Annotated in this window: 17 protein-coding genes and 3 pseudogenes; 16 read left to right on the top strand and 4 right to left on the bottom strand. The window is 32.9% G+C overall.

Going from position 1 to position 21491, the window contains the following annotated elements; all coding sequences use genetic code 11:
• Nucleotides 1-88 precede the first annotated feature (88 nt).
• From P5P87_RS24455 to P5P87_RS24415, 9 genes are all read left to right on the top strand, one after another.
• Nucleotides 89-898, top strand: coding sequence for a serine hydrolase domain-containing protein (locus P5P87_RS24455; RefSeq protein WP_278020916.1), 810 nt, complete (start codon nucleotides 89-91; stop codon nucleotides 896-898).
• Nucleotides 899-903: 5 nt separating this feature from the next.
• Nucleotides 904-1329, top strand: coding sequence for a DUF1801 domain-containing protein (locus P5P87_RS24450; RefSeq protein WP_278020915.1), 426 nt, complete (start codon nucleotides 904-906; stop codon nucleotides 1327-1329).
• A complete protein-coding gene (locus P5P87_RS24445) occupies nucleotides 1326-2429 on the top strand; it encodes an MBL fold metallo-hydrolase (protein WP_278020914.1) in 1104 nt (367 codons plus the stop codon). Before P5P87_RS24450 ends, P5P87_RS24445 begins: the two co-directional genes overlap by 4 nt.
• Before the next feature lie 168 nt (nucleotides 2430-2597).
• On the top strand, nucleotides 2598-3722 hold the full coding sequence (locus P5P87_RS24440) for a lactonase family protein (RefSeq protein ID WP_278020913.1): 1125 nt from the start codon (nucleotides 2598-2600) through the stop codon (nucleotides 3720-3722).
• 93 nt (nucleotides 3723-3815) lie between these two features.
• The gene (locus P5P87_RS24435) at nucleotides 3816-4343 is read left to right on the top strand and encodes a GNAT family N-acetyltransferase (protein ID WP_278020912.1); all 528 of its coding nucleotides are present in this window, start codon (nucleotides 3816-3818) and stop codon (nucleotides 4341-4343) included.
• Between the two features lie 92 nt (nucleotides 4344-4435).
• Nucleotides 4436-5017: an LOG family protein gene (locus tag P5P87_RS24430; protein ID WP_198856421.1), complete on the top strand. Its 582-nt coding sequence runs from the start codon at nucleotides 4436-4438 to the stop codon at nucleotides 5015-5017.
• Between the two features lie 82 nt (nucleotides 5018-5099).
• The gene (locus tag P5P87_RS24425) at nucleotides 5100-5567 is read left to right on the top strand and encodes an SRPBCC family protein (protein WP_198856422.1); all 468 of its coding nucleotides are present in this window, start codon (nucleotides 5100-5102) and stop codon (nucleotides 5565-5567) included.
• A gap of 276 nt (nucleotides 5568-5843) precedes the next feature.
• Nucleotides 5844-6212: an iron chaperone gene (locus tag P5P87_RS24420; protein WP_278020911.1), complete on the top strand. Its 369-nt coding sequence runs from the start codon at nucleotides 5844-5846 to the stop codon at nucleotides 6210-6212.
• Nucleotides 6213-6220: 8 nt separating this feature from the next.
• Nucleotides 6221-6904 carry a 2'-5' RNA ligase family protein gene (locus P5P87_RS24415; protein WP_278020910.1) on the top strand — a complete coding sequence of 228 codons (684 nt, stop codon included), beginning with the start codon at nucleotides 6221-6223 and terminating at the stop codon, nucleotides 6902-6904.
• 1 nt (nucleotide 6905) lies between these two features.
• On the opposite strand, the gene P5P87_RS24410 is transcribed toward P5P87_RS24415, so the two are convergent.
• The 4 genes and pseudogenes from P5P87_RS24410 to P5P87_RS26020 all read right to left on the bottom strand — a co-directional run bounded on the left by P5P87_RS24410 (nucleotide 6906) and on the right by P5P87_RS26020 (nucleotide 10332).
• Nucleotides 6906-7268, bottom strand: a complete 363-nt coding sequence (locus tag P5P87_RS24410; RefSeq protein WP_278020909.1) for a VOC family protein — start codon at nucleotides 7266-7268, stop codon at nucleotides 6906-6908.
• Between the two features lie 15 nt (nucleotides 7269-7283).
• Nucleotides 7284-7709, bottom strand: coding sequence for an SMI1/KNR4 family protein (locus tag P5P87_RS24405; protein ID WP_198856426.1), 426 nt, complete (start codon nucleotides 7707-7709; stop codon nucleotides 7284-7286).
• 3 nt (nucleotides 7710-7712) lie between these two features.
• A complete protein-coding gene (locus P5P87_RS24400) occupies nucleotides 7713-8171 on the bottom strand; it encodes a hypothetical protein (RefSeq protein WP_278020908.1) in 459 nt (152 codons plus the stop codon).
• Between the two features lie 12 nt (nucleotides 8172-8183).
• A pseudogene (locus tag P5P87_RS26020) lies at nucleotides 8184-10332 on the bottom strand (cation:proton antiporter).
• A gap of 291 nt (nucleotides 10333-10623) precedes the next feature.
• Here P5P87_RS26020 and P5P87_RS24385 point away from each other — a divergent pair.
• The 7 genes and pseudogenes from P5P87_RS24385 (at nucleotide 10624) to ypfJ (ending at nucleotide 21409) form a co-directional block, all read left to right on the top strand.
• A pseudogene (locus P5P87_RS24385) lies at nucleotides 10624-12053 on the top strand (L-serine ammonia-lyase).
• A gap of 192 nt (nucleotides 12054-12245) precedes the next feature.
• Nucleotides 12246-13065, top strand: a pseudogene (panB, locus tag P5P87_RS24380) (3-methyl-2-oxobutanoate hydroxymethyltransferase).
• 173 nt (nucleotides 13066-13238) lie between these two features.
• Nucleotides 13239-13928, top strand: coding sequence for an RluA family pseudouridine synthase (locus P5P87_RS24375; protein WP_278020905.1), 690 nt, complete (start codon nucleotides 13239-13241; stop codon nucleotides 13926-13928).
• A gap of 76 nt (nucleotides 13929-14004) precedes the next feature.
• Nucleotides 14005-15333 (top strand): aldehyde dehydrogenase, encoded by a 1329-nt coding sequence (locus P5P87_RS24370; protein WP_278020904.1) that lies wholly within the window; start codon nucleotides 14005-14007, stop codon nucleotides 15331-15333.
• A 118-nt stretch (nucleotides 15334-15451) separates the two neighbouring features.
• The gene (locus P5P87_RS24365; protein WP_278020903.1) at nucleotides 15452-16249 is read left to right on the top strand and encodes a DUF2189 domain-containing protein; all 798 of its coding nucleotides are present in this window, start codon (nucleotides 15452-15454) and stop codon (nucleotides 16247-16249) included.
• Between the two features lie 91 nt (nucleotides 16250-16340).
• Entirely contained in the window at nucleotides 16341-20393 is a 4053-nt protein-coding gene (locus P5P87_RS24360) for a PAS domain S-box protein (protein ID WP_278020902.1), read from the top strand.
• 161 nt (nucleotides 20394-20554) lie between these two features.
• Entirely contained in the window at nucleotides 20555-21409 is an 855-nt protein-coding gene (gene ypfJ / locus P5P87_RS24355) for a KPN_02809 family neutral zinc metallopeptidase (protein WP_278020901.1), read from the top strand.
• Nucleotides 21410-21491: the final 82 nt, after the last annotated feature.

The following is a 21491-nucleotide window of genomic DNA, read 5'->3' as shown; positions in this document are numbered from 1 at the left end:
ATTGCGAAAAATGGCAAAACAGTCTATTCAAAGGCTGAGGGATTTGCGAATTTTGAAACCAAAAAACCTTTAAATCTAGATAGCCAATTTGAAATTATGTCTCTTACTCGACAAATTACTGCTCGCTTTGGTTTTAAAAGAAGTAGAACAAGGTAAAATTGATCTCAATACTCCAATAAAAAAATACCTGCCCAATTTAAAGCAGACATGGGCAGATACTATTACAGTACATCAGTTATTAAATCATTCACATGGAATCACTGATTTACAAAAGCCTTTACTTTTTAAACCAGGAAGCGATTTTAAATATGGCAATGAAGGTTATCCTATATTGGGTCAAATTCTCGAATCGGTATCTAAAAAAAACTATTCAGAACTAGCAAACGAGCTGTTTAAAAAGCTTAAAATGAATAATACATTTTGCTATTCAAAAGACAGCGATAAAAATTTAGTTACAGGATACATCTCTAACGGCAATACTTTAGAAAAAGCAGAAAATAATTTAATATCTCCATACAAAGTGCCTTCAGGCGGTCTTGTTTCTACTGTAAATGATCTTTTAATTTGGAATAACAACCTTCACAAGGGAAAAATTCTAAAACCCGAATCATACAAATTAATGACATCTTATACAATTCAAAGTCAACATAACTTTTTCGGAAAAGTAAAAGAAGGATACGGTTACGGTTTAAGAATTATAGAAAAAGAACCTATAAAATATTTTGGACATACTGGCCTTGGCAACGGATTTTCTGCTGTAAACTTGTATTTTCCTGACAGTGATGTAAGCTTAATTGTTTTAGAAAATCAGATGCCCGAAGATTCTAATTTGTTTTATGCTTCTGAATTTAAAATCAAAAACATTCTTTTTAAAAGTGATTTATTAAGTAAATCGTAGACAAAATGGCAAAAAATAAAACTACAGAAACTCAAAGTAGCGTTACTGATTTTATTAACGCTGTTGAAAATGAAGTTAAAAAAAGTGATGCTTTTGAACTTCTAAAAATAATTCAAGAAGCAACTGATTTTGAACCCAAAATGTGGGGGCCAAGCATTATTGGTTTTGGAAGCTATCATTACAAATACGACAGCGGTCACGAAGGTGATGCTCCGTTGGCTGGTTTTTCTCCAAGAAAAACAGCCATGACCGTTTATTTTTATCTGCCAGAAGAAAAAAGAGAAGAACTTTTATCTAAACTTGGAAAACATACTTCGTCTAAGGCATGCATTTACATTAAAAAACTCGCAGATATTGATATTGAAATCTTAAAAAAGATAATTTTACTTTCAATTGAATATACCCAAAATTTATATCCTCAAAATAAATGACAACATTCCTAATTCTATTATTCCTGATTGCTTTTGCAATTTATATGTTTCTTCAACACCCAAAATTCGGAAAAGCACCTTCGGGAGAAAGACTGGTTCAAATTCAAAATTCGCCGCAATATAAAAACGGAAAATTCGAAAACCAGAGCTTTACACCCGATCTCGCCGAAGGCAAAACTATGGCTGGAGTTTTATTTGAATTTTTCTTCAAGAAAGTAGATCGAAAAATTCCGACAGATTTAATTCCGTCAGTAAAAACCAACTTAAAAGAACTCCCATTAAATCAGGATGTTTTAGTTTGGTTTGGGCATTCGTCCTATTTTATTCAGTTGGAAGGAAAACGCTTTTTAATAGATCCCGTTTTTAGTGGGAATGCCTCTCCTATTCCAGGAACAACAAAATCGTTTAAAGGAACTGATATTTATACGGTCGATGATCTCCCTGAAATTGATTATTTGATAATCACGCACGATCATTACGATCATTTGGATTACGATACCTTCTTAAAATTAAAACCTAAAACTAAAAAAGTTGTTACCGCTCTTGGTGTTGGCTCGCACTTGGAATTCTGGGGATTTCCTTCTGAAAATATTATTGAGAAAGATTGGTATTCTAAAATAGAATTAGATGAAAATCTAACAATTCACACCACGCCATCAAGACATTTTTCGGGTAGAGGTTTTAAAAGATGCAATACGCTTTGGGCTTCTTTTGTTTTAGAAAGCAAGGATTTTAAAATGTATTTGGGCGGAGACAGTGGCTACGACAAGCATTTTGCTGAAATTGGCGAAAAATACGGACCCTTTGATATTGCTTTAATTGATAATGGACAATACAACGAAAGTTGGAAATATATTCATAATTTACCTCAAGATGTAATAAAAGCCATGAAAGACCTGAATGCAAAAAGAGTATTTCCCGTACATTCTTCTAAGTTTTCATTATCACTTCACGCTTGGGACGAACCTTTGAAAAAAGTAACCGAATTGAATAGTTTGTCTGAAAATCCGATTCCGTTAATTACACCAATGATTGGCGAAATTGTTGAATTGAAAAATGATAAACAAGAATTTAAACAATGGTGGAAAGGGGTTAACTAATGTTAATGAATTATGAATTATGAACCGAATTATAAATTCATGCTATGTCACCCTGAGCGAAGTCGAAGGGCGATCCAATTGACACTAGGGCTTCGACTTCTCTCAGCCTGACAAAAGTGAGCAAAACTTGAAACATGAAACTTTAAAACCTGAAACAAACTAAAAACCGTGAAACCAAAAATAATATTTCTATCCTTTTTCTTCCTTTTAATAACTAATGTCTTTTCTCAAAACACCTATGTATTTTTAGGGTCTTACAATCGTGATAAAACTGCTGAAGCTATTCAAGTATATCAATTGGATACTTTAAACGGAAAATTGACCAAATTTACTTCAGTCAAAAACATTATAAATCCGTCTTATTTGACGGTTTCGCCAAACGGAAAATATGTTTATGCCTGCACAGACACTAAAACGCCAAATGCAGGAAGCGTAAGCAGTTTTGAATTTAATCCGTCAGCAAAAACTTTGACTTTTTTAAACAGTCAAAGAAGCGGTGGCGAAAATCCTGTTTATGTCAGTGTTCACAAAAACGGAAAATGGCTTGCCAATGCCAATTATACAGAAGGAAGTGTTTCTGTCTATCCTATTTTAGAAAGTGGTAAAATCGATTCGATTGCCCAGAATTTTCAGTATATAGACGGAAGCGTAAATAAAGATAGGCAAACTAGATCTCATGTACATTCGGCGGTATTTTCTCCGCAATGTGATTATTTATTTTTGCCCGATTTAGGAGCCGACAAAATACGCTGTTACGCTTTTGATGAAAATCTGAAAAAGCCATTAGTAGAAACTAAAAATCCGTTTACGAAAACCGATTTAGAAGCTGGTCCAAGACATTTAACCTTTCATCCAAATCAAAAATATGGATATTGCATTGAAGAAATGGCTGGACAAGTTAGCGTTTACAGTTATGAAAATGGTGTTTTAAATAAAATCCAGCGCGTTGCTACGCATTCAGATAAAATAAAAGATGGTTTTGAAAGTTCTGATATTCATATTTCTCCTGATGGAAAATTTTTATACGCAACAAATCGCGGCAAAGAAAATAATATTGCTATTTTCTCTATCGATGAAAATGGTCTTTTAAAAAACATTGGCTATCAATCTACTCTAGGAAAACATCCTAGAATTTTTGCTCTCGATGAAAGCGGAAAATTTTTGGTTGCCTCGAATGTTTTAACCGGAAATGTAATTGTTTTTAAAAGAGATTCGAAAACTGGATTATTAAAGAAAGTGGGAAAAGAAGTAAAAATGGAGAATGTTTCTTGCGTACAGATTAAACAGATTTAATTTTCTTATAAGTATATTATAGATAATCTTGTCATTTCTCGTTCGTCGAAATGACAAACTTTGTGTCAAAAATTATTAAATAATTAAAAAAAAATGACAATAAGTAACTTCAATTTACAGCCAGATTTCTTAGAAAATGAAATCTCCAAGTTAATTCCGTTAGAAGAAAAACATTTTGAGGCCTTATTTAAAGCAGCTTCTGATCCGTTAATTTGGGAACAAAATCCTGCGAAGGATCGACATGAAAGAGATGTTTTTAGAGCTTATTTTGATCTGATACTTACAAAAAGTCCGTTCCTAATTCTCGATAAACAAACCAATGAAATAATGGGAACAACAAGTTTCTACGATTACAATCCAGAAAAATCGAATATTAGCATTGGTTACACTTTTATTACCCGAAAATATTGGGGCGGCCCGTACAACAACTCAAACAAAAAATTAATGATCGATTACGCATTTAAGCATGTTGATTCGGTACTTTTTCATATTGGAGCAGAAAACTTCCGTTCGCAAAAAGCCGTTTTAAAACTTGGAGCCAAAAAAATCAATGAGTTAACATTTACGGTTAATGGTCGTGAAGTACCATATTTTGAATATGAATTGAAGAAAAAATTATAGAAAATTATGAATTTTGAGTTATGAATTTTGAGTTGACGATAACTTGTAATTTATATCATAACTCTTAATTCATAGCTCATAAAACTCAAAAAATGAAAAGAATAACTGTTTTCTGTGCTTCAAGTTTTGGCACTGAAAAAATTTACGAAGAACAAGCAACCAATTTAGGCAAAACCTTAGCCAAACAAAATATAGAATTAGTATATGGCGGTGCAAATGTCGGTTTAATGGGCGCTGTCGCTGATGGAGCTTTAAGTGCTGGCGGAAAAGTAATTGGCGTGCTTCCTAATTTTTTAAGATCGAAAGAAATTGCACATTTAGGTCTAACCGAATTGATTTTGGTCGAGAGCATGCATGAAAGAAAAACCAAAATGAACGATTTGTGTGATGGTGTAATCGCACTTCCAGGTGGTTTTGGAACTCTAGAAGAACTTTTCGAAATGTTGACTTGGGCGCAATTAGGTTTGCATAAAAAACCAATCGCAATTTTGAATGTAAATGGCTATTATGATTCTCTAATAACGCTATTGCAAACTATGACTGAAAAAGGATTATTGAAAGAAGTCAATCAAAAAATGCTTTTGGTTAGCGATTCTATTGACGATTTATTAGATCAAATGAAAAATTACACTGCGCCCACTGTCGGAAAGTGGATTGATAAAAAAAAGTTATAAGTCAGAACTTAAGATCTCAATACAAATTTTAGAGTTATATTTACATTTCCTCGTTAGATCTAACTAATTAACTTCAAACAAAATGAAAACAGAAAACAACAAATACGCAAAGGCAGAAATGCTGATAAGAAAGCCTGTTTCAGAAGTTTTTCAGGCTTTTATTGATCCGCAGATTACGAGTAAATTTTGGTTTACAAAAGGATCTGGAAAATTAGAAGAAAATCAAAAAACAGAATGGACTTGGGAAATGTATGGTTTTTCTCTTTCTGTTACGACAATTGTACTTCAAGAAAATAAAAAAATTGTTATTGAATGGGGAAATCCTGACGAAATTACATTGGTAGAATGGGTTTTTAATCCGTTGAACGAAAGTGAAACTTTTGTAAGTATTACCAATTCTGGTTTTCATGGAGACACCGATAAAATTATAGATCAGGTTCGTAATTCGACTGAAGGCTTTACTTTGGTTTTGGCTGGAGCAAAAGCTTATTTAGAACATAATTTACAACTGAATTTGGTTTTGGATCGTTTTCCAAAAGGACTTGCTTAATCTTATTTAACCGCAAAATCTGTGTGTGTGTGTGTGTGTGTGTTTACCGCAAAGAACACAAAGGTTTACGCAAAGCTTGCTAAGTATTTTAAGAGTCACTAAAACGAAAAGTCCACAAAGCTTTATCTGTACAAAACTTTGCGAACTTTATATCTAGATTCTGTTTAGTCTCTTAATAAAATAACTTTGCGCCCTTTGCGGTTAAAAAACTAGCCACAAAGAAAAGTAACTTGAAACTTGAAACTTGAAACTTGAAACCTGAAACAAAAAAATGTCATGGAAGTTAAAAAACCAGAAAACATAGACGAATACATTGGCGGATTCCCTAATGATGTTCAAGAAATTTTGGAGAAAGTTAGAATAACGATTCAGAAAGCAGCGCCTGATGCAAAAGAGAAAATCAGTTATTCGATGCCAGCTTTTGAGCAAAATGGAATTGTAGTTTATTTTGTCGCTTTTAAAAACCATATCGGACTTTATGCTTTGCCAAGCGGACATGAAGCTTTTGTCGCAAAACTCTCTAAATATAAATCGGGAAAAGGTTCTGTACAATTTCCTCTCAAAGACCCAATGCCTTATGACTTAATTACTGAAATTGTAAAATTTAGAGTCAAAGAAAATCTGGCAAAAGCCAAAAAGAAATAAAACCACAAATGAATTTAACCCAACACTACGACCAACTTTACAAAACCTCTTCTGAGATTATTTCGACAGGAAAATATTCAATTGATTCTGAACTTAAAAATGAATCCGATTCTCGTTTTGGAATCACGTTGCTTATTCGCCCAAATGATGAAATTAAAGCAAATATTCACTCTTTCTTAAACGAATTAAGAAAAGCAGAACCTGAGCAATATTTTTACCCTGATTCAGATATTCATATTACAGTTATGTCTATTATTTCTTGTTCTTCTGATTTTACTTTAAATCAGATTTCTGCAAAGGAATACATAGAAGTAATCTGCAGAAGCCTTGTTGATGTTGAGAAAATTCAAATTCACTTTAAAGGAATAACTGCTTCTCCGTCTGCTCTTATGATTCAAGGATTTCCAAGCGATGAAACACTAAATAATTTACGAAATAGACTTCGCGAAAATTTCAAAAATTCAGGATTACAACAAAGTATCGACAGCCGTTATTCTATATCTACAGCACATTCAACTGTAATGCGTTTTCAGGAAAAACTCCATGATCCGAAAAAATTAATAGAAATAGCCGAAAAATTTCGTGATTATGATTTTGGAGAATTTGAGGTTAAAAACTTAGAATTGGTTTACAATGATTGGTATCAGCGTAAAAGTACGACACGCGTTTTAGGTGATTTTGGCTTGAGGTGATTCACTTAAATTTCCCAAAATGCCATAAAACTCCCGAAGGATCGTGCAGAAAACATTCACTCCCCCAATCTAAATATTTTATCGGAGTTAGTTTTACTCCTTCATATTTTTCAGGAAGATTTAGAGCCAAAAGTTCGCTATAATATCGTTCGACATTATCCACTTCAAGAAAAATCATAGTGTTTTCAATCCAGCTTTTATCGTAGTAATCTTGGAGGTAAAAAGCGATTTCTCCTGTTTTAAAAACTGAAAAATTAGATTCTAAAACTGTTTCTTCAAACCCTAAATCACGATAAAAACTTCTTGAAACTTCAAAGTTCTTAGCGCCGATAAACGGTCTGATAGATTTAACATTGTGATTCATATAATCTATTTAAATTTATAAAAACCATTCCACTCCATTATCAAGTCGAAGGAGAAAGTCTGTAAATGAATTTCCTATTTCAACATGATACTTTGTGTCCAAATCTATAGAAGGCGAAAGAATAATTTTTAAAGAATTATCATCTTCAAATTCAATTCCAATAAATTCTCCACTTCCATTTGTACCTATTGCTAATGTTTGGGGCAGTTTTTCAAAAATATGATATTCCAAATTAGCATCAATAATTTCTTCTAGGCTCCAAAGTTTTATAAACTCAGCTCCAATAAACTGATCGATTCCAAGATAATTTTCGACATAAAAAACATAATCTTCAGGAAGATCAAATTTTAAATGTGCTTGAATATCTTCAATATCAACTGAAGATTCTATCTTTCTCTTAGGAAAACGATACTTCTGCAAAATCTCATCTAAAGTCTCCATATACTATAAATTTATGTCGTTATAATAAATTAAAAACCATTTATTCTGAATGAGTTTAAACTGTCTTTCTACTTCAAAACCACTGTCAGGAATCCAAAATCTTTCTGTAATTAAGGTATCTGTTTTTACTAATGAATGCTGATATTCTTCTATTTCCGATTTTTCGGCAACGGGAATTGCTTGAAACTGCCAATTCTTTCTTGTCCAATTGTACTGCTCAAAACCTGAAACATGCTGTCCTTCAATCGGAAAATCAACTCTCGAAACCTGAAAAAGAGAATCAGAATGGAATTTTTTATTAAATTCGTCAAAATTCTCAGGCAATTCTATTTTTACAGGTTTTACAACGCTATCATTCTTAAATGCTTTTTCAGAATTTAAGTTTACAACTTCTTTAACTTTATTGCAATTCAAAGAAATAAAAGTGAGAGCCAAAACAAGTAAAATAGTTGAAATTTTCATGAAGATTCGATTTTAGCCTTTCTTCAAAATACTTCCTAAACCACGCCCAATTTGTTCTATTGCTTCAATACCTTTTGCTAAAGGCGATGCAGTAAAATCTTCGTAAGCATCCATTGCGCTTTCTTTTCTGTCGTCTTGCGGATAAACAAGCATTACATTATTGCTATCAAAATACTTTTCAAACTTTGTTGGCAATTTATCAAAGATTGATTGATAAGAAACAGAACCTTTTCGAGATAAATTGACAATAATAAAATCGGTTGGTTTTATGTCTTCAGAAATTACTTCAAAATTTTCCCAATCAGAAACATTTTTAAAACCAAATTTACTGTTCAGTTTTAAATTAGAACCAATTTGCTGAATAGCTTCATGTGTTTTCTTTTCAGCATAAATCACAATCGGAATGCTTAATTCTTGTGACAAACGGCTCACTTTCTGCATTAACAAATGAAAACCAATTCCTCTTTCTGAAAACGGCGGACAAATAAAAACCAATCTTTTTTCTTCAATAAAATTCTTTTGAAACCTGCAGATAAATAAAGTCTTATCTACATTATTTATTATCGAATCTACATTTTCTCCGAAGATTTTATCAATAAATCCGGTCTTTCTTGGCCAGCCCACAATCACAATATCCGACATAATTTCTTTTGACGTTCTTGCAATTCCGCTCGCAGGATTATGGTCGATTCTGGCAATCGTATTAATTTTTACTTCTGAAGCCGATCCTTGAATTACAAATTTATCGGCTGCTTTTCTGTATTTTAAAATGTTCTTTTCTGCCTGATTATTGTTTGGAACAATCGTTAATAAAGTAACTGGATTAGATGATTTTTTATCTTTTATCAAAAGAGCAAAATCTAATAAACTTGCCGCAGCAGAAGATTTTGCTAACGGAATCAAAATATGTTCGTCTAAAATTTGATCTTTATCGGCGTCTTCATGTGAAATTTCTTCTTCGCAGATGGCAATTTTTTTCGTCGCTTTTTCAGTTGCAAACGAAGCTACAATACACGTAATAAGAATTAGAATGATAGTTCCGTTTAAAATATTTTCGTCTAAGATTTTAGCTTTAAAACCAACTAAAATTACTGCCAAAGTTGCCGCTGCGTGTGCACTGCTCAATCCAAAAATAAGCTGTCTTTCTGTTCTAGTGTATTTAAAAACAATTTGAGTAAAAAATGCTCGCGATCCACTTTCCAAAAATTGCTACAACACTCAAAGTTCCTGCTACGATCAAAGCTGTTGGTCCGCTTAAAATAACGCTTACATCGACCAACATTCCAACAGAAATCAAGAAAAATGGAATAAATAAGGAGTTTCCAATAAATTCAATTCTATTCATCAACGCAGAAGAATGCGGAATTAATGGATTAAGCGCTAAACCTGCAACGAATGCACCAATAATTGGCTCTACTCCTGCTACCTCGGCCAAAAATGCGGCAAAGAAAACCACAGAAAGCACAAAAATATAATGAGCGTGTTTTTCACTTTCTAATTTCTTAAAAAACCATTTTGCAACACGTGGAATAATCATAAACATTATCGCAGAAAAAATGGCTAAAGAAACAATTAATTTAACCCAAAATGCCTGATTCAAATTCCCTTGACTGCTTCCCATAATTACCGCTAGAATAATCAAAACTGCGGTATCGGTCAAAATAGTTCCGCCGACTGTAATGGCAACCGCTTGGTTTTTAGCAATTCCCAGCTTGCTTACAATTGGGTAAGCAACCAAAGTGTGAGTTGCAAACATACTCGCTGTTAAGAAACTGGCATTAAAATCATATTTCAACAAGTAAAAACAAACCGGAAATCCAATTGAAAGTGGCAGAATAAAGGTAAAAAATCCAAATAGAACACTTTTGTTACGATTTGCCTTAAACTCATTCATATCTAATTCTAGTCCCGCAATAAACATGATATACAAAAGCCCGATTGTCGAAAATAAATCGACAGCAGAGTTTTTTGCCAGAATATTTAATCCGTGCGGGCCAATAATAACACCCGAAATAATAAGTCCGATAATTCCAGGAATATTGATCTTTTTTAATAAAATCGGGCAAAGCAGGATTATAAATAGTATTAACGAAAAGATTAATACTGGGTTGCTTAGAGGTAATTCGAATTCTTGTAATAGATGTCTGAAAAATTCTATCATATGGTAACTTTATCTTCTTGTGGCATTAACATTTGTAAAAAGACATTTCAGAATTAAAACAAAATTCCAGGAAGTATTAATATTAAGAGCCAAGCAATGCGCCTCGTTCTTCTACAAAAATACCGAAAAAACACGAACTTTTTACGGAAAGTGCATATTAAGGTTTTAAATTTATTTCGTTGCCGAATTATTAAATTTTAATATTTTTTTTAACAAATACGCAAGATTAACACTCAAAAAGAAATCATCATTGCATTATTCGATTATCTTTGTCTTAACAAAAATTGAACAATGGAAGAATGTATCTCTGTTTTTGATATGCTTAAAATTGGCGTTGGCCCTTCAAGCTCACACACTTTAGGTCCTTGGCGCGCTGCCGAACGCTTTCTAGAAGAGTTGAAAGACGAAGCAATTTTAGAGGATATCACAAGGGTAAAAGTCGATTTATATGGCTCACTTTCTTTAACTGGAAAAGGCCACGCAACAGATCTTGCCGTTATGCTCGGATTGAGTGGACAAGATCCTGAGTATATTCCTGTCGAAGATATTGCTGGTATTATTAAAAAAATCGAAACGACAAACGAAATCAATTTGGGAAACCAAAAAGTGATTCCGTTCTTTTTTCTTCAAGACATTGTTTTCAATAAAGATTTTCTTCCGTTTCATGCAAACGGACTAAAATTTACGGCTTACAAGTCTGATGATTCTGAATATGAATCTACTTTCTATTCTATCGGAGGAGGATTTGTGGTTAAAGAAGAACGTACAAATGCTAAAGAAAAAAAGGCAATTAAATGTGCATTTCCCTACCCAATTCAAAACGCAGACCGAATTATTGAATTATACTATTACTGAAAACAAATCGATTTCTGAAATTGTATATGAAAATGAAATTTCGATGCGCCCAGAAGCTGAAGTGCATTCTGAATTAATGCGCATTTGGAATACGATGTTAGAATGTATGTATATTGGATGCCATTCTGAAGGTATTCTTCCTGGCGGACTTCATGTGCGTAGAAGAGCTTTTGACATGCACCAAAACTTAATCGGATTATCTAACTATAATGATCCGCAGAGCTGGCTGGAAGAAATTAGAAAAACCGAAGTTAAATTCCGCCAAATCTTAAAATGGGTTAGCTGTTTTGCACTTGCCGTGAACGAAGTAAATGCTTCTTTAGGCCGTGTAGTTACTGCTCCAACTAACGGAAGTTCGGGTGTAATTCCTGCTGTTTTAATGTACTACATGGTAATTGAAAACCATAATGCAGGCGAAAAAGAAATAAAACAATTTTTGATGGTTGCTGGCGAAATTGGCAGTATATTCAAAAAAGGATCAACTATATCCGCCGCAATGGGCGGTTGTCAGGCCGAAATTGGCGTTTCGTCTTCTATGGCTGCAGCAGCGCTTTGCGAATTAATGGGCGGATCTCCTGCTCAGGTTTTAATGGCGGCAGAAATTGCAATGGAACACCATTTAGGTTTAACTTGCGATCCTATTGGCGGATTGGTCCAGATTCCGTGTATCGAAAGAAATACAATGGGTGCCATTAAAGCAATAAATGCTTGCTGAATTGGCCTTAGAAACCGATTCTAAAAATGCTAAAGTCCCATTAGACAAAGTAATTAATACGATGTGGGAAACAGCAAAAGATATGAATTCAAAATATAAAGAAACTTCTGAAGGAGGTCTGGCGGTTGCCGTAAATATGGCCGACTGCTAAACTTTAAGTTATCAAGAATTCTACAAATTAATACTTATACATAAGTCGCATAATTATTTTATTATAATGTAAAACAGGCAATTTTGATTAGAATTTAAAGACCGAAAACTATTTTCTGTCGAAATATTCTACAATTGCTAATTCCTGTTTTACATTTATTCAATACTTTTACAATATCAAAAAAACATTAAAATGTCAGTAGCAAAAAAAGATTATAAAAGAATCACAACAAAGTCATTAATAGAAATGAAAAGCAACGGAGAAAAAATCTCTATGCTTACTGCATATGATTATACAATGGCAAAAATTGTTGATACCGCTGGTGTCGATGTAATTTTAGTTGGTGATTCGGCATCAAACGTAATGGCTGGACACGAAACAACTCTACCTATTACTTTAGATCAAATGATTTATCATGCTTCTTCTGTAGTTCGCGCTGTAGAAAGAGGTTTGGTTGTAGTTGACTTGCCTTTTGGAAGTTACCAATCTGATCCAAAAGAAGCTTTACGTTCTTCTATTAGAATTATGAAAGAAAGTGGTGCTCATGCTGTAAAATTAGAAGGCGGAAAAGAAATCAAAGAATCAATTAAAAAAATATTACATGCTGGTATTCCAGTAATGGGACACTTAGGTTTAACTCCTCAGTCTATCTACAAATTCGGAACTTATAGTGTTCGCGCAAAAGAAGAAGAAGAGGCTGAAAAACTAATTGAAGATGCTCAAATGCTTGAAAAAGTTGGATGTTTTGCTGTTGTTTTAGAAAAAATCCCAGCAGAACTTGCTAAAAAAGTAGCAGAAAGCATTTCTATTCCAGTAATCGGAATTGGAGCTGGAGGTGGCGTAGACGGCCAAGTTTTAGTAATTCACGATATGTTAGGAATGAATAATGAATTTAGTCCGCGTTTCTTACGTCGTTACTTAAACCTTTACGACCAAATGACTAAAGCAATCGGTCAATATGCTTGCAGATGTTAAGTCTAGTGATTTTCCTAATGCTAATGAACAATATTAGATTTTAAGATACTAAGGTTCTGAGTTGCTAAGGTTCTAAGTTTTTAGTTTCAAAGAGGCAAAGGAACACAGGTTCAAAGATTTTTGAATTGCCTCCAGCTTTAGCTGGAGGTTTATTTTTAACACATATTAAAGGCTTTAGCCAAACTTTTCAATTTAAAATTTCACTTCAAAATGAAAATTGTTTCAGATAAAAATAATCTCCAAATTTTACACGAAGACAATCACATTATCGTGGTCAATAAACGTGTAGGTGATATTGTACAGGGAGATAAAACGGGTGACAAACCTTTGTCTGATGTTGTAAAAGAATATATTAAAGCTAAATATAACAAACCAGGTGATGTTTTCTTAGGCGTCATTCACCGATTAGACAGACCTACAACGGGAATTGTCGTTTTTGCTAGAACGAGTAAGGCTTTGTCTCGAATGAATGAATTGTTTAGCAATCGTGAGACTAAAAAAACATATTGGGCTGTTGTAAAAAACAAACCAAAAGAAGCGAAAGCAAAACTGGTTCATTATTTAAAACGAAATGAAAAAAATAATACTTCTAAAGCTCATTTAAAAGAAGTTCCAGATAGCAAATTGGCTAGTTTAGATTATACCATAATCAAAGAACTTCAAAATTATACAGCATTAGAAATCAATTTGCATACAGGTCGCCATCATCAAATTCGTGCTCAATTAAGTGCAATCGGATCTTCGATTAAAGGAGATTTAAAATACGGAGCAGATCGAAGCAATCCTGATGGCGGAATTCATCTTCATGCTCGAAAACTGACTTTTGTACATCCGGTTTCAAAAGAGAATATTACAATTATTGCCCCTACTCCAGACGATCCAATTTGGAATGCTGTATGATTTTTATGATTTAATTGTTAAATTTTTAAATTTTATCGATTAACTTGCAGGGAGAAAAAAACAAGCTAATCGTAAAATGGACTTTAAAAGCGACATCGGATATCGAAAGGAAACTCTAAAAAAGTTATTGTATAATATTCAAAAAAGCGAAGATTTAATTGTAAAAGCTTTATATGATGACTTTAAAAAACCAGAGTTTGAGGCTGTTTTGACCGAAACCAATTATGTCATTTCAGAACTTAAAGATGTTATCAAAAACCTTAACAAATGGGCAAAACCAAAACGTGTTTTTCCGTCACTGCTTAATTTTCCTTCTACCGATTATATTTACAAAGAACCTTATGGCGATGTATTAATCATTGCTCCTTGGAACTATCCTTTTCAACTTGCTTTATGCCCTCTTGTTGCTGCTGTCGCCGCAGGAAATAGAGTTGTTTTAAAACCATCTGAACTTACACCTCATACTTCTGCTGTAATTGCAAAAATTATAGAAAAAACATTTCATGTTAATCATGTTGAAGTTTTTGAAGGCGGAGTTGATGTTTCTAATAAATTACTGGCGCAGCGATGGGATTACATCTTTTTTACAGGAAGTGTCGCTGTTGGAAAAATTGTTGCAAAAGCCGCAGCAGAAAATTTAACGCCAGTTACTCTTGAATTAGGCGGGAAAAATCCGTGCATTATTGATCAAACGGCCAATTTAAAACTGGTCGCAAAACGAATTGTTTGGGGAAAATTTATAAACGCAGGACAAACTTGCATTGCTCCAGATTATATTCTAATTCAGAAAAACATGAAAGTTAATTTCATTTCTTTTATGATCGAAGAAATCATAAAAGCTTATGGAAAGAAAATAGATAAATCTCCTGATTTTGCACGAATTATAAATACGAAAAACTGGTATAGATTAACCAATATGATTCAAGGCGAACATGTTTTATTTGGTGGAGAAAGCGATGCCAATAAACTTTATATTGCACCTACTCTTCTAGAAGAACCAGATTTGGATAGCGCTGTTATGAAAGAAGAAATCTTTGGGCCTATTCTGCCAATTCTTGTTTATGAAAATGAAAATGATATTGAAAAGGTTGTAAGCCGTTATGAGAAACCTCTTTCATTTTACATTTTTAGCGAAAATAATTCATTTGCAAAGAAATTAATTTCAAAATACTCTTTTGGAGGCGGATGCATTAACGATACGGTTATTCATTTTTCTAACAATAGACTGCCTTTTGGCGGTGTCGGGCATAGCGGAATTGGTGCTTATCATGGCAAACGAAGCTTCGATACATTTTCTCATCATAAAGCAATTGTAAAAAAAGGAAATTGGCTTGATTTACCAATGCGTTATGCGCCATATAAGGATAAACTGGGCCCAATAAAACGAATTCTAGACTGGCTATAAATCAGTTAAAAACATTTCGGAATGTTTTGTAGATTTTTATACGGAATTGATTAAATATATTATATTTACGTCAAGATACCTTTCAAATATTACAAGTCTATAAAACAATCTTACATAAATGAAATCTACACTTGACCAAATTGAGGACATTAAAAAAAATGGCTTTTCCCTTGATTTTGCTACAGTTTTTAATCACGCCTTCGAAAATTATAAAAAAATAGCACTTTATTCTGGGCTAATCATCTTGGTATTTTCAATTATTGCGGCTGTAGCTTTTATGGGCATAATGGTTGCCTATTATGGAGCTGAAGCAATCTCAAAAGATTTTATTCAAAATTTTGAAAACCAACAATTCACTACTATTCAGCTTGTAATTCAAACTGTTGCCGTTTCTATAGTTGCAGGAATAACAGCTCCATTTGGTGCTGGTTTTCTAAAAATGGCAGATTCTGCAGATAGAGATGTAGAATTTAATGTTTCTACTATCTTCACTTATTACAAATCACCATATTTTGGGCAAATTTTTGTAGCGACCTTTATTCCTGCCCTTTTCGGAACTGCCATTGCCAATTTAATTGAAAGCGCAGGAATCATATTTGTTGGAAATGTAGTTTCATTTATGGTTTCTTACTTTATGTTTCTATCAATTCCGTTAATTGTTTTTGGAAACCTTGGGGCTATAGATGCTATAAAATCGAGCTTAGTAATCGTTACAAAAAACCCACTTAATATATTTGCTTTTTTTATCATAGGTTTCATTGGTTCAATGGTTGGTTTTATCGGTTGTTGCGTAGGGATTATTTTCACTGTTGTTTTTAATAGTTCAATGATTTACGCGACCTATTTTGCCATTTTTGGAACACAATCTGAAGATGAAGATTCAATTGATTCAATTGGAAAATACAATGTAGATTAAAATAGAAAATTCTTAATTTCAGAGAACTTAACCACTTCTTTTTAAGAATTTTCAAAACGCTATTTACTAAACCAACATACCCCCAAATTCTATGGCCGCAAACTGTAGTTTTTTCAATTTGATTCTTTCAGGAATTTCCACTGTTGGAAGTACCTTCGAATCGATTGTGACTAGGTGGTATGTATTTAATTCAGACATAATTTACTACAATAACCATAAGCTTTTTGTTTTAGGTTTATCGCTCTTTGCATTTTTGTCGCTTCTAGTTTACCAATTTTTTAGAATTAAAGCTAAAATTGGATACTTCATCGAAAAAAAGAAAGAACAAGATACCGTTGGCAGAGAATATCAGCTTTATATTTTATTTTTTGGTATTGCAGTTATTATTATTGAGATCATAAATGAGATCTTTAAAATTAGACCTAAAAGTCTATTAATAGTCAATGTTCTAATTGGTATTTTTGTTCTTGTTATCTACACTATAACAAACAAAATTAAATGGGTAAGAGATCACATTCAACAGATTTTCATTTCCTGCTTCTTTGTTTATATCAGTTACGTGGCTTACAACATTGTTACTTTAAGCAGTGATGTTGTACCAATTATTGTCTTCCTGATTTCATTTTTCTTTTCTTACAACATACTTAAGCCCATAAAAATATACTGGCTTTTTGTTGCGTTAACATTTAGCTTTTTAATAGCAACAGTTGCATTTCAGCTAATTCCAATAAAATCTTCTATTTTATTAATCAATTTCTGCATCCTTATTTTCATCATAAACCAAGTAAAATATGCAGTTTTATTAGACAATAGAGACAATTTTAGATTTGCAAGCGAAATTGTTCATAAAGGAAATTCGCTTACAATAGCATCCAACCAAAAAGGCGAAATACTTTTTTGCGGCGAAACCATAACCCCTATTTTAGGATACCAACCTGATCAGGTTATGGGTTTAAAATTCTGGGAATTGACTGAAAATTTAGAATCCAACGAAAAATTAAATCTTGTTAGAAATCAAGAAAACAAACTTTACATTAGAAAATTAAAAGCCGAAAGCGGTGAATATAAATACATTCAATGGAAAGATAAAAAATTCTCAGACGACCTAATTATTAGCATTGGACAAGACGTAACAGAACAAGTTATTGTTCAGGATCAATATAAAAATCTAATTGAAACGGCAACAGATATTATTTTTGAAATCGATGCTGACGGTCATTTTACTTTTATAAATGAATTTGGCATTTCTGCTCTTGGATACACTCAAAACGAAATAATCAAAAAGCATTATTCTAATTTCATTCATGATAACTATATCAGTAGTGCTGTTGATTTTTATGAAAATTTGGTGCTTAACGAAAATAATTATCCGATTATCGAAATTCCTATTTTGAAGAAGAATGGTGATGAAATATGGATTTCACAAAAAATTATTGTTCGAAAAAACGACTTAGGATTAACGGCTGGATTTTCTGGAATTGCGCGAGATATTACCGAGAAGAAAAACATCGAAAACGAGAAAAAAAGACGTCTTAAAAAAATTGAAGCCTATAATAATTCGACCAAAAAATTATCTACAACAGACTTTAGCAAATACGATGATTTAAATACGGTTATAGACTTAATCTTAAAAGAAGCGACCTCTATAAGCAATACGAACCGCGTAAGTTTCTGGAAATACGACAATGATTTAATTACCTGCAAAAACCTTTTTAGCATAGACAATCAAAGTTTAAGCGATAAAAACATCTTAAATAAAGAATCCTATCCTATTTATTTTGAAACCTTAAACAATAAAGCCATTATTAACGCGCCAGACGTATTCAATAAACTGGAAACTTCTGAGTTTGAAAAGCTTTATTTTACAAAAAACAATATCAAATCGATGCTAGATGTACCTATTTTCTTAACAGGCCAATTAGCAGGTGTTGCTTGTTTTGAAAGTACAGAACAAAAACGAGAATGGGATAATGAAGACATTAATTATGCGAGAACTATCTCTGATGTAATTTCACTTGCAATTTCTTCACAAATGCGTTTAGAAGCAGAAAGAAAATTAGAACTTAAAAGTCAGCTCTTGTCTGCACTTTCTCTATGTACCGAAAAGTTTCTCTTGAGCAAAACTACTCATCAGATGTTTCAGGAAACCTATCAAATTATAGGAAAAGCGACCAAAGTAGATCATATGTATTACTACGAAAAGGATCCGATTTACAATACCGTTAGTCAAAAATATAAATGGTCGCGTGAAGGTGTTGTCCATCAAATTACTCCTCTGCACCATATGACAGAAGAAAATCTTCAAGAAATTTATGATGTTGCTTCGCAAAGAAAAATTCTAAACACATTTACAAGAAATCTTAATGATGGCTTTTTCAAAAAACTACTTATAGATAATGAAATTCAATCGATCTTAATTCTGCCAATTTACATTAACGATTTATTTACTGGTTTTATTGGTTTTGACGACTGCACTACTGAAAGAAAATGGTCTGAAGACGAAATAAACATCTTTCAGGTATTAGCAAATAATATCTCATCTGCTCTAGAAAGAAACCGAAACGAAACTAAAATTATTGAAAGTGAGGAGAAATTTAAACTGATTGCAAACAACATTCCTGGCACAGTTTATCTATCAAAATTTGATGCCTTCTCTACCAAAATATTCTTAAACGATGAAGTTTTAAATCTTACGGGATATTCAAAATCTGAATTCATTGAAAATAATTTATCTTTCTTATCGTTAATTCATCCAGATGACAAAGAAGAGGTAATTAACAATCAAATCGATAATCTACAGCATGGAATGCCTTTGCATAATGTGTATCGCATTCAACGCAAAAGTGGCGAGTTTATTTGGATTGAAGAATTTGGAGATGTAATTAAACGAGATGATGAAATTGAATTTGTTGGCGGAATTTATTTTGACATTACAAGTAAAAAAGAAATAGAAGATGCTATAAAAGCGAAACAGCTGGCTGAAGCGGCAAACAAATCAAAATCTGACTTCTTGGCTAATATGTCGCACGAAATTAGAACTCCTTTAAACGGAATTATTGGTTTTACACACTTATTAATGAAAACGGAATTGGAGGAAATTCAAGAAAAATACATGACCACGATTAACCAATCAGCTCATTCTCTTCTTGAAATTATAAATGACATTTTGGATTTCTCAAAAATTGAAGCAGGAAAACTGGAACTGTTTATTGACCTATATGATATTAAAAAAATTTTAGGTCAAGTTTTTGATTTAATTGTTTACGAATCGAACAAAAAAAATCTGGAACTTGAATTAAACATTGATCCTGATGTTCCCAAATATATCTGGACAGATATTGTTCGACTAAAACAGATCTTGATTAATCTGCTTTCAAACGCTGTTAAATTCACAACCGAAGGATCTATCAAATTAAACGTTTCGGTTTTAGAGAAGAACCATAACAACAACTGCGTGCTTCGTTTTGCCGTAATCGATACTGGAATTGGAATTCTTGAAAAAAATCAGAAGAAAATCTTTAAAGCTTTTCTACAAGAAGATAGCTCTACAACAAGAAAGTTTGGAGGAACCGGATTAGGCTTAACCATATCTAACCAATTGCTCGCTTTAATGGAAAGTCGTTTACAGTTGGAAAGCAAAATTGACGAAGGAAGCACTTTTTTCTTTGATTTAAATCTAAAAACAAGCAATCAAAGTATAAATGATAAATATAATGCCGAGCTTAAAAGTTTAGATATCGATCTAGATTCTGACGAGATAGAAACAAACGACAACAATATTACTTTTCTAATTGTAGAAGACAACAAGGTAAACATGCTTCTTCTTAAAACAATTATAAAAAATTTATACCATAATGCCTTTATTTTCGAATGCGAAAACGGGTACGAAGCCATTCAACAATTTGAAAAAATAAATCCAACCCTTATTTTTATGGATATTCAAATGCCAATAATGAATGGTTATGAGACTGCAAAAGCCATTAGAAATACTAAAAAAGGACGCGACATTCCGATAATTGCCGTTACGGCTGGCGCTGAAAAAGAAGAACGCAATAAATGCATTTCTGCCGGAATGGACGATTATATTTCTAAACCAATCATGAAAGGAACAGTTGAAGAAGCATTAGTAAAATGGCTAGGATGATTTAGTTTTTGAATCTCAGTTTGAGTCACAGCCTTAATAAATTGTTTTTGATAGAAAACAAAAAATGAGACTGAAAACTTAATGTTCCAATTGTGAAATTTATCATAAAAAATCTATAAATTCGTACAACGTTTTAATAACCAGATTAAAAAGAATTCAATATGAAATGGCAAGGCAGAAGACAAAGTGACAATGTAGAAGACAGAAGATCAATTTCTGGCGGTGGCAAAGCACTAGTCGGCGGTGGAGTTATTGGGATTATTATTTTACTGCTTAATGTTTTTGGAGGCGAAACAGGTCAGCAAATAGCGCCAATTCTAGAACAAATGCAAGGTGGACAATCCCAACAAACAGAAACTGCAGCTCCTCTAAGCGAGGAAGATAAAAAAATGGGCGAATATGTAAGGACTTTACTTGCATACAATGAAGATACGTGGACAAAGATTTTTGCAGAACATGGAATGACCTACGAAAAACCAAAATTAGTTCTTTTTAAAGGCGCTGTACAAACTGCTTGCGGCGGAGCATCATCTGCTTCAGGTCCTTTTTATTGCCCAGGCGATCGCAAAGTATATATGGATTTAGATTTTTTTGAAGAGTTAAAAACTAAATTTGGCGCAAAAGGAGGCGATTTTGCGATTGCATACGTTATTGCGCATGAAATTGGCCATCATATTCAAACCTTAATGGGAACATCTTCTAAAATGCGTCAAATGCAGCAAGGAAAAAGCGATGCAGAAGCTAATAAATTATCTGTAGCCTTAGAATTACAAGCTGATTTTTATGCTGGAGTTTGGGCACACGATAACCAGAAAGATCTTGATGTAGGAGATATAGATGAAGCTTTAAGTGCTGCAAATGCTGTTGGAGACGATGCTATTCAAAGCAAAATGCAAGGACATGTTGTTCCTGATTCTTTTACTCACGGAACTTCAGAACAAAGAATGTATTGGTTTAAGAAAGGTTTTACAACTGGAGATATTAAACAAGGAACTACATTTGAAGACATTAGATAATACATAAAAACCAAATAATTACCAACCAAAAAAGCACAACCCTACCAGTTGTGCTTTTTTTTATGAAATCAAAAAAAATCCA

Origin of the sequence: Flavobacterium ginsengisoli, from assembly GCF_029625315.1 — a bacterium.
Lineage (GTDB): Bacteria > Bacteroidota > Bacteroidia > Flavobacteriales > Flavobacteriaceae > Flavobacterium > Flavobacterium ginsengisoli.
This window is presented reverse-complemented; position numbering and strand designations above follow the sequence as displayed.

Bases quoted from the DNA above. Each gene is read 5' to 3' on its own strand.
- ypfJ (WP_278020901.1), top strand. From the start codon at position 20,555: ATGAAATGGCAAGGCAGAAGACAAAGTGACAATGTAGAAGACAGAAGA.
- P5P87_RS24375 (WP_278020905.1), top strand. From the start codon at position 13,239: ATGAAAATTGTTTCAGATAAAAATAATCTCCAAATTTTACACGAAGAC.
- P5P87_RS24420 (WP_278020911.1), top strand. From the start codon at position 5,844: ATGGAAGTTAAAAAACCAGAAAACATAGACGAATACATTGGCGGATTC.
- P5P87_RS24410 (WP_278020909.1), bottom strand. From the start codon at position 7,268: ATGAATCACAATGTTAAATCTATCAGACCGTTTATCGGCGCTAAGAAC.
- P5P87_RS24400 (WP_278020908.1), bottom strand. From the start codon at position 8,171: ATGAAAATTTCAACTATTTTACTTGTTTTGGCTCTCACTTTTATTTCT.
- P5P87_RS24370 (WP_278020904.1), top strand. From the start codon at position 14,005: ATGGACTTTAAAAGCGACATCGGATATCGAAAGGAAACTCTAAAAAAG.
- P5P87_RS24435 (WP_278020912.1), top strand. From the start codon at position 3,816: ATGACAATAAGTAACTTCAATTTACAGCCAGATTTCTTAGAAAATGAA.
- P5P87_RS24360 (WP_278020902.1), top strand. From the start codon at position 16,341: ATGGCCGCAAACTGTAGTTTTTTCAATTTGATTCTTTCAGGAATTTCC.
- P5P87_RS24415 (WP_278020910.1), top strand. From the start codon at position 6,221: ATGAATTTAACCCAACACTACGACCAACTTTACAAAACCTCTTCTGAG.
- P5P87_RS24450 (WP_278020915.1), top strand. From the start codon at position 904: ATGGCAAAAAATAAAACTACAGAAACTCAAAGTAGCGTTACTGATTTT.
- P5P87_RS24425 (WP_198856422.1), top strand. From the start codon at position 5,100: ATGAAAACAGAAAACAACAAATACGCAAAGGCAGAAATGCTGATAAGA.
- P5P87_RS24430 (WP_198856421.1), top strand. From the start codon at position 4,436: ATGAAAAGAATAACTGTTTTCTGTGCTTCAAGTTTTGGCACTGAAAAA.
- P5P87_RS24405 (WP_198856426.1), bottom strand. From the start codon at position 7,709: ATGGAGACTTTAGATGAGATTTTGCAGAAGTATCGTTTTCCTAAGAGA.
- P5P87_RS24445 (WP_278020914.1), top strand. From the start codon at position 1,326: ATGACAACATTCCTAATTCTATTATTCCTGATTGCTTTTGCAATTTAT.
- P5P87_RS24365 (WP_278020903.1), top strand. From the start codon at position 15,452: ATGAAATCTACACTTGACCAAATTGAGGACATTAAAAAAAATGGCTTT.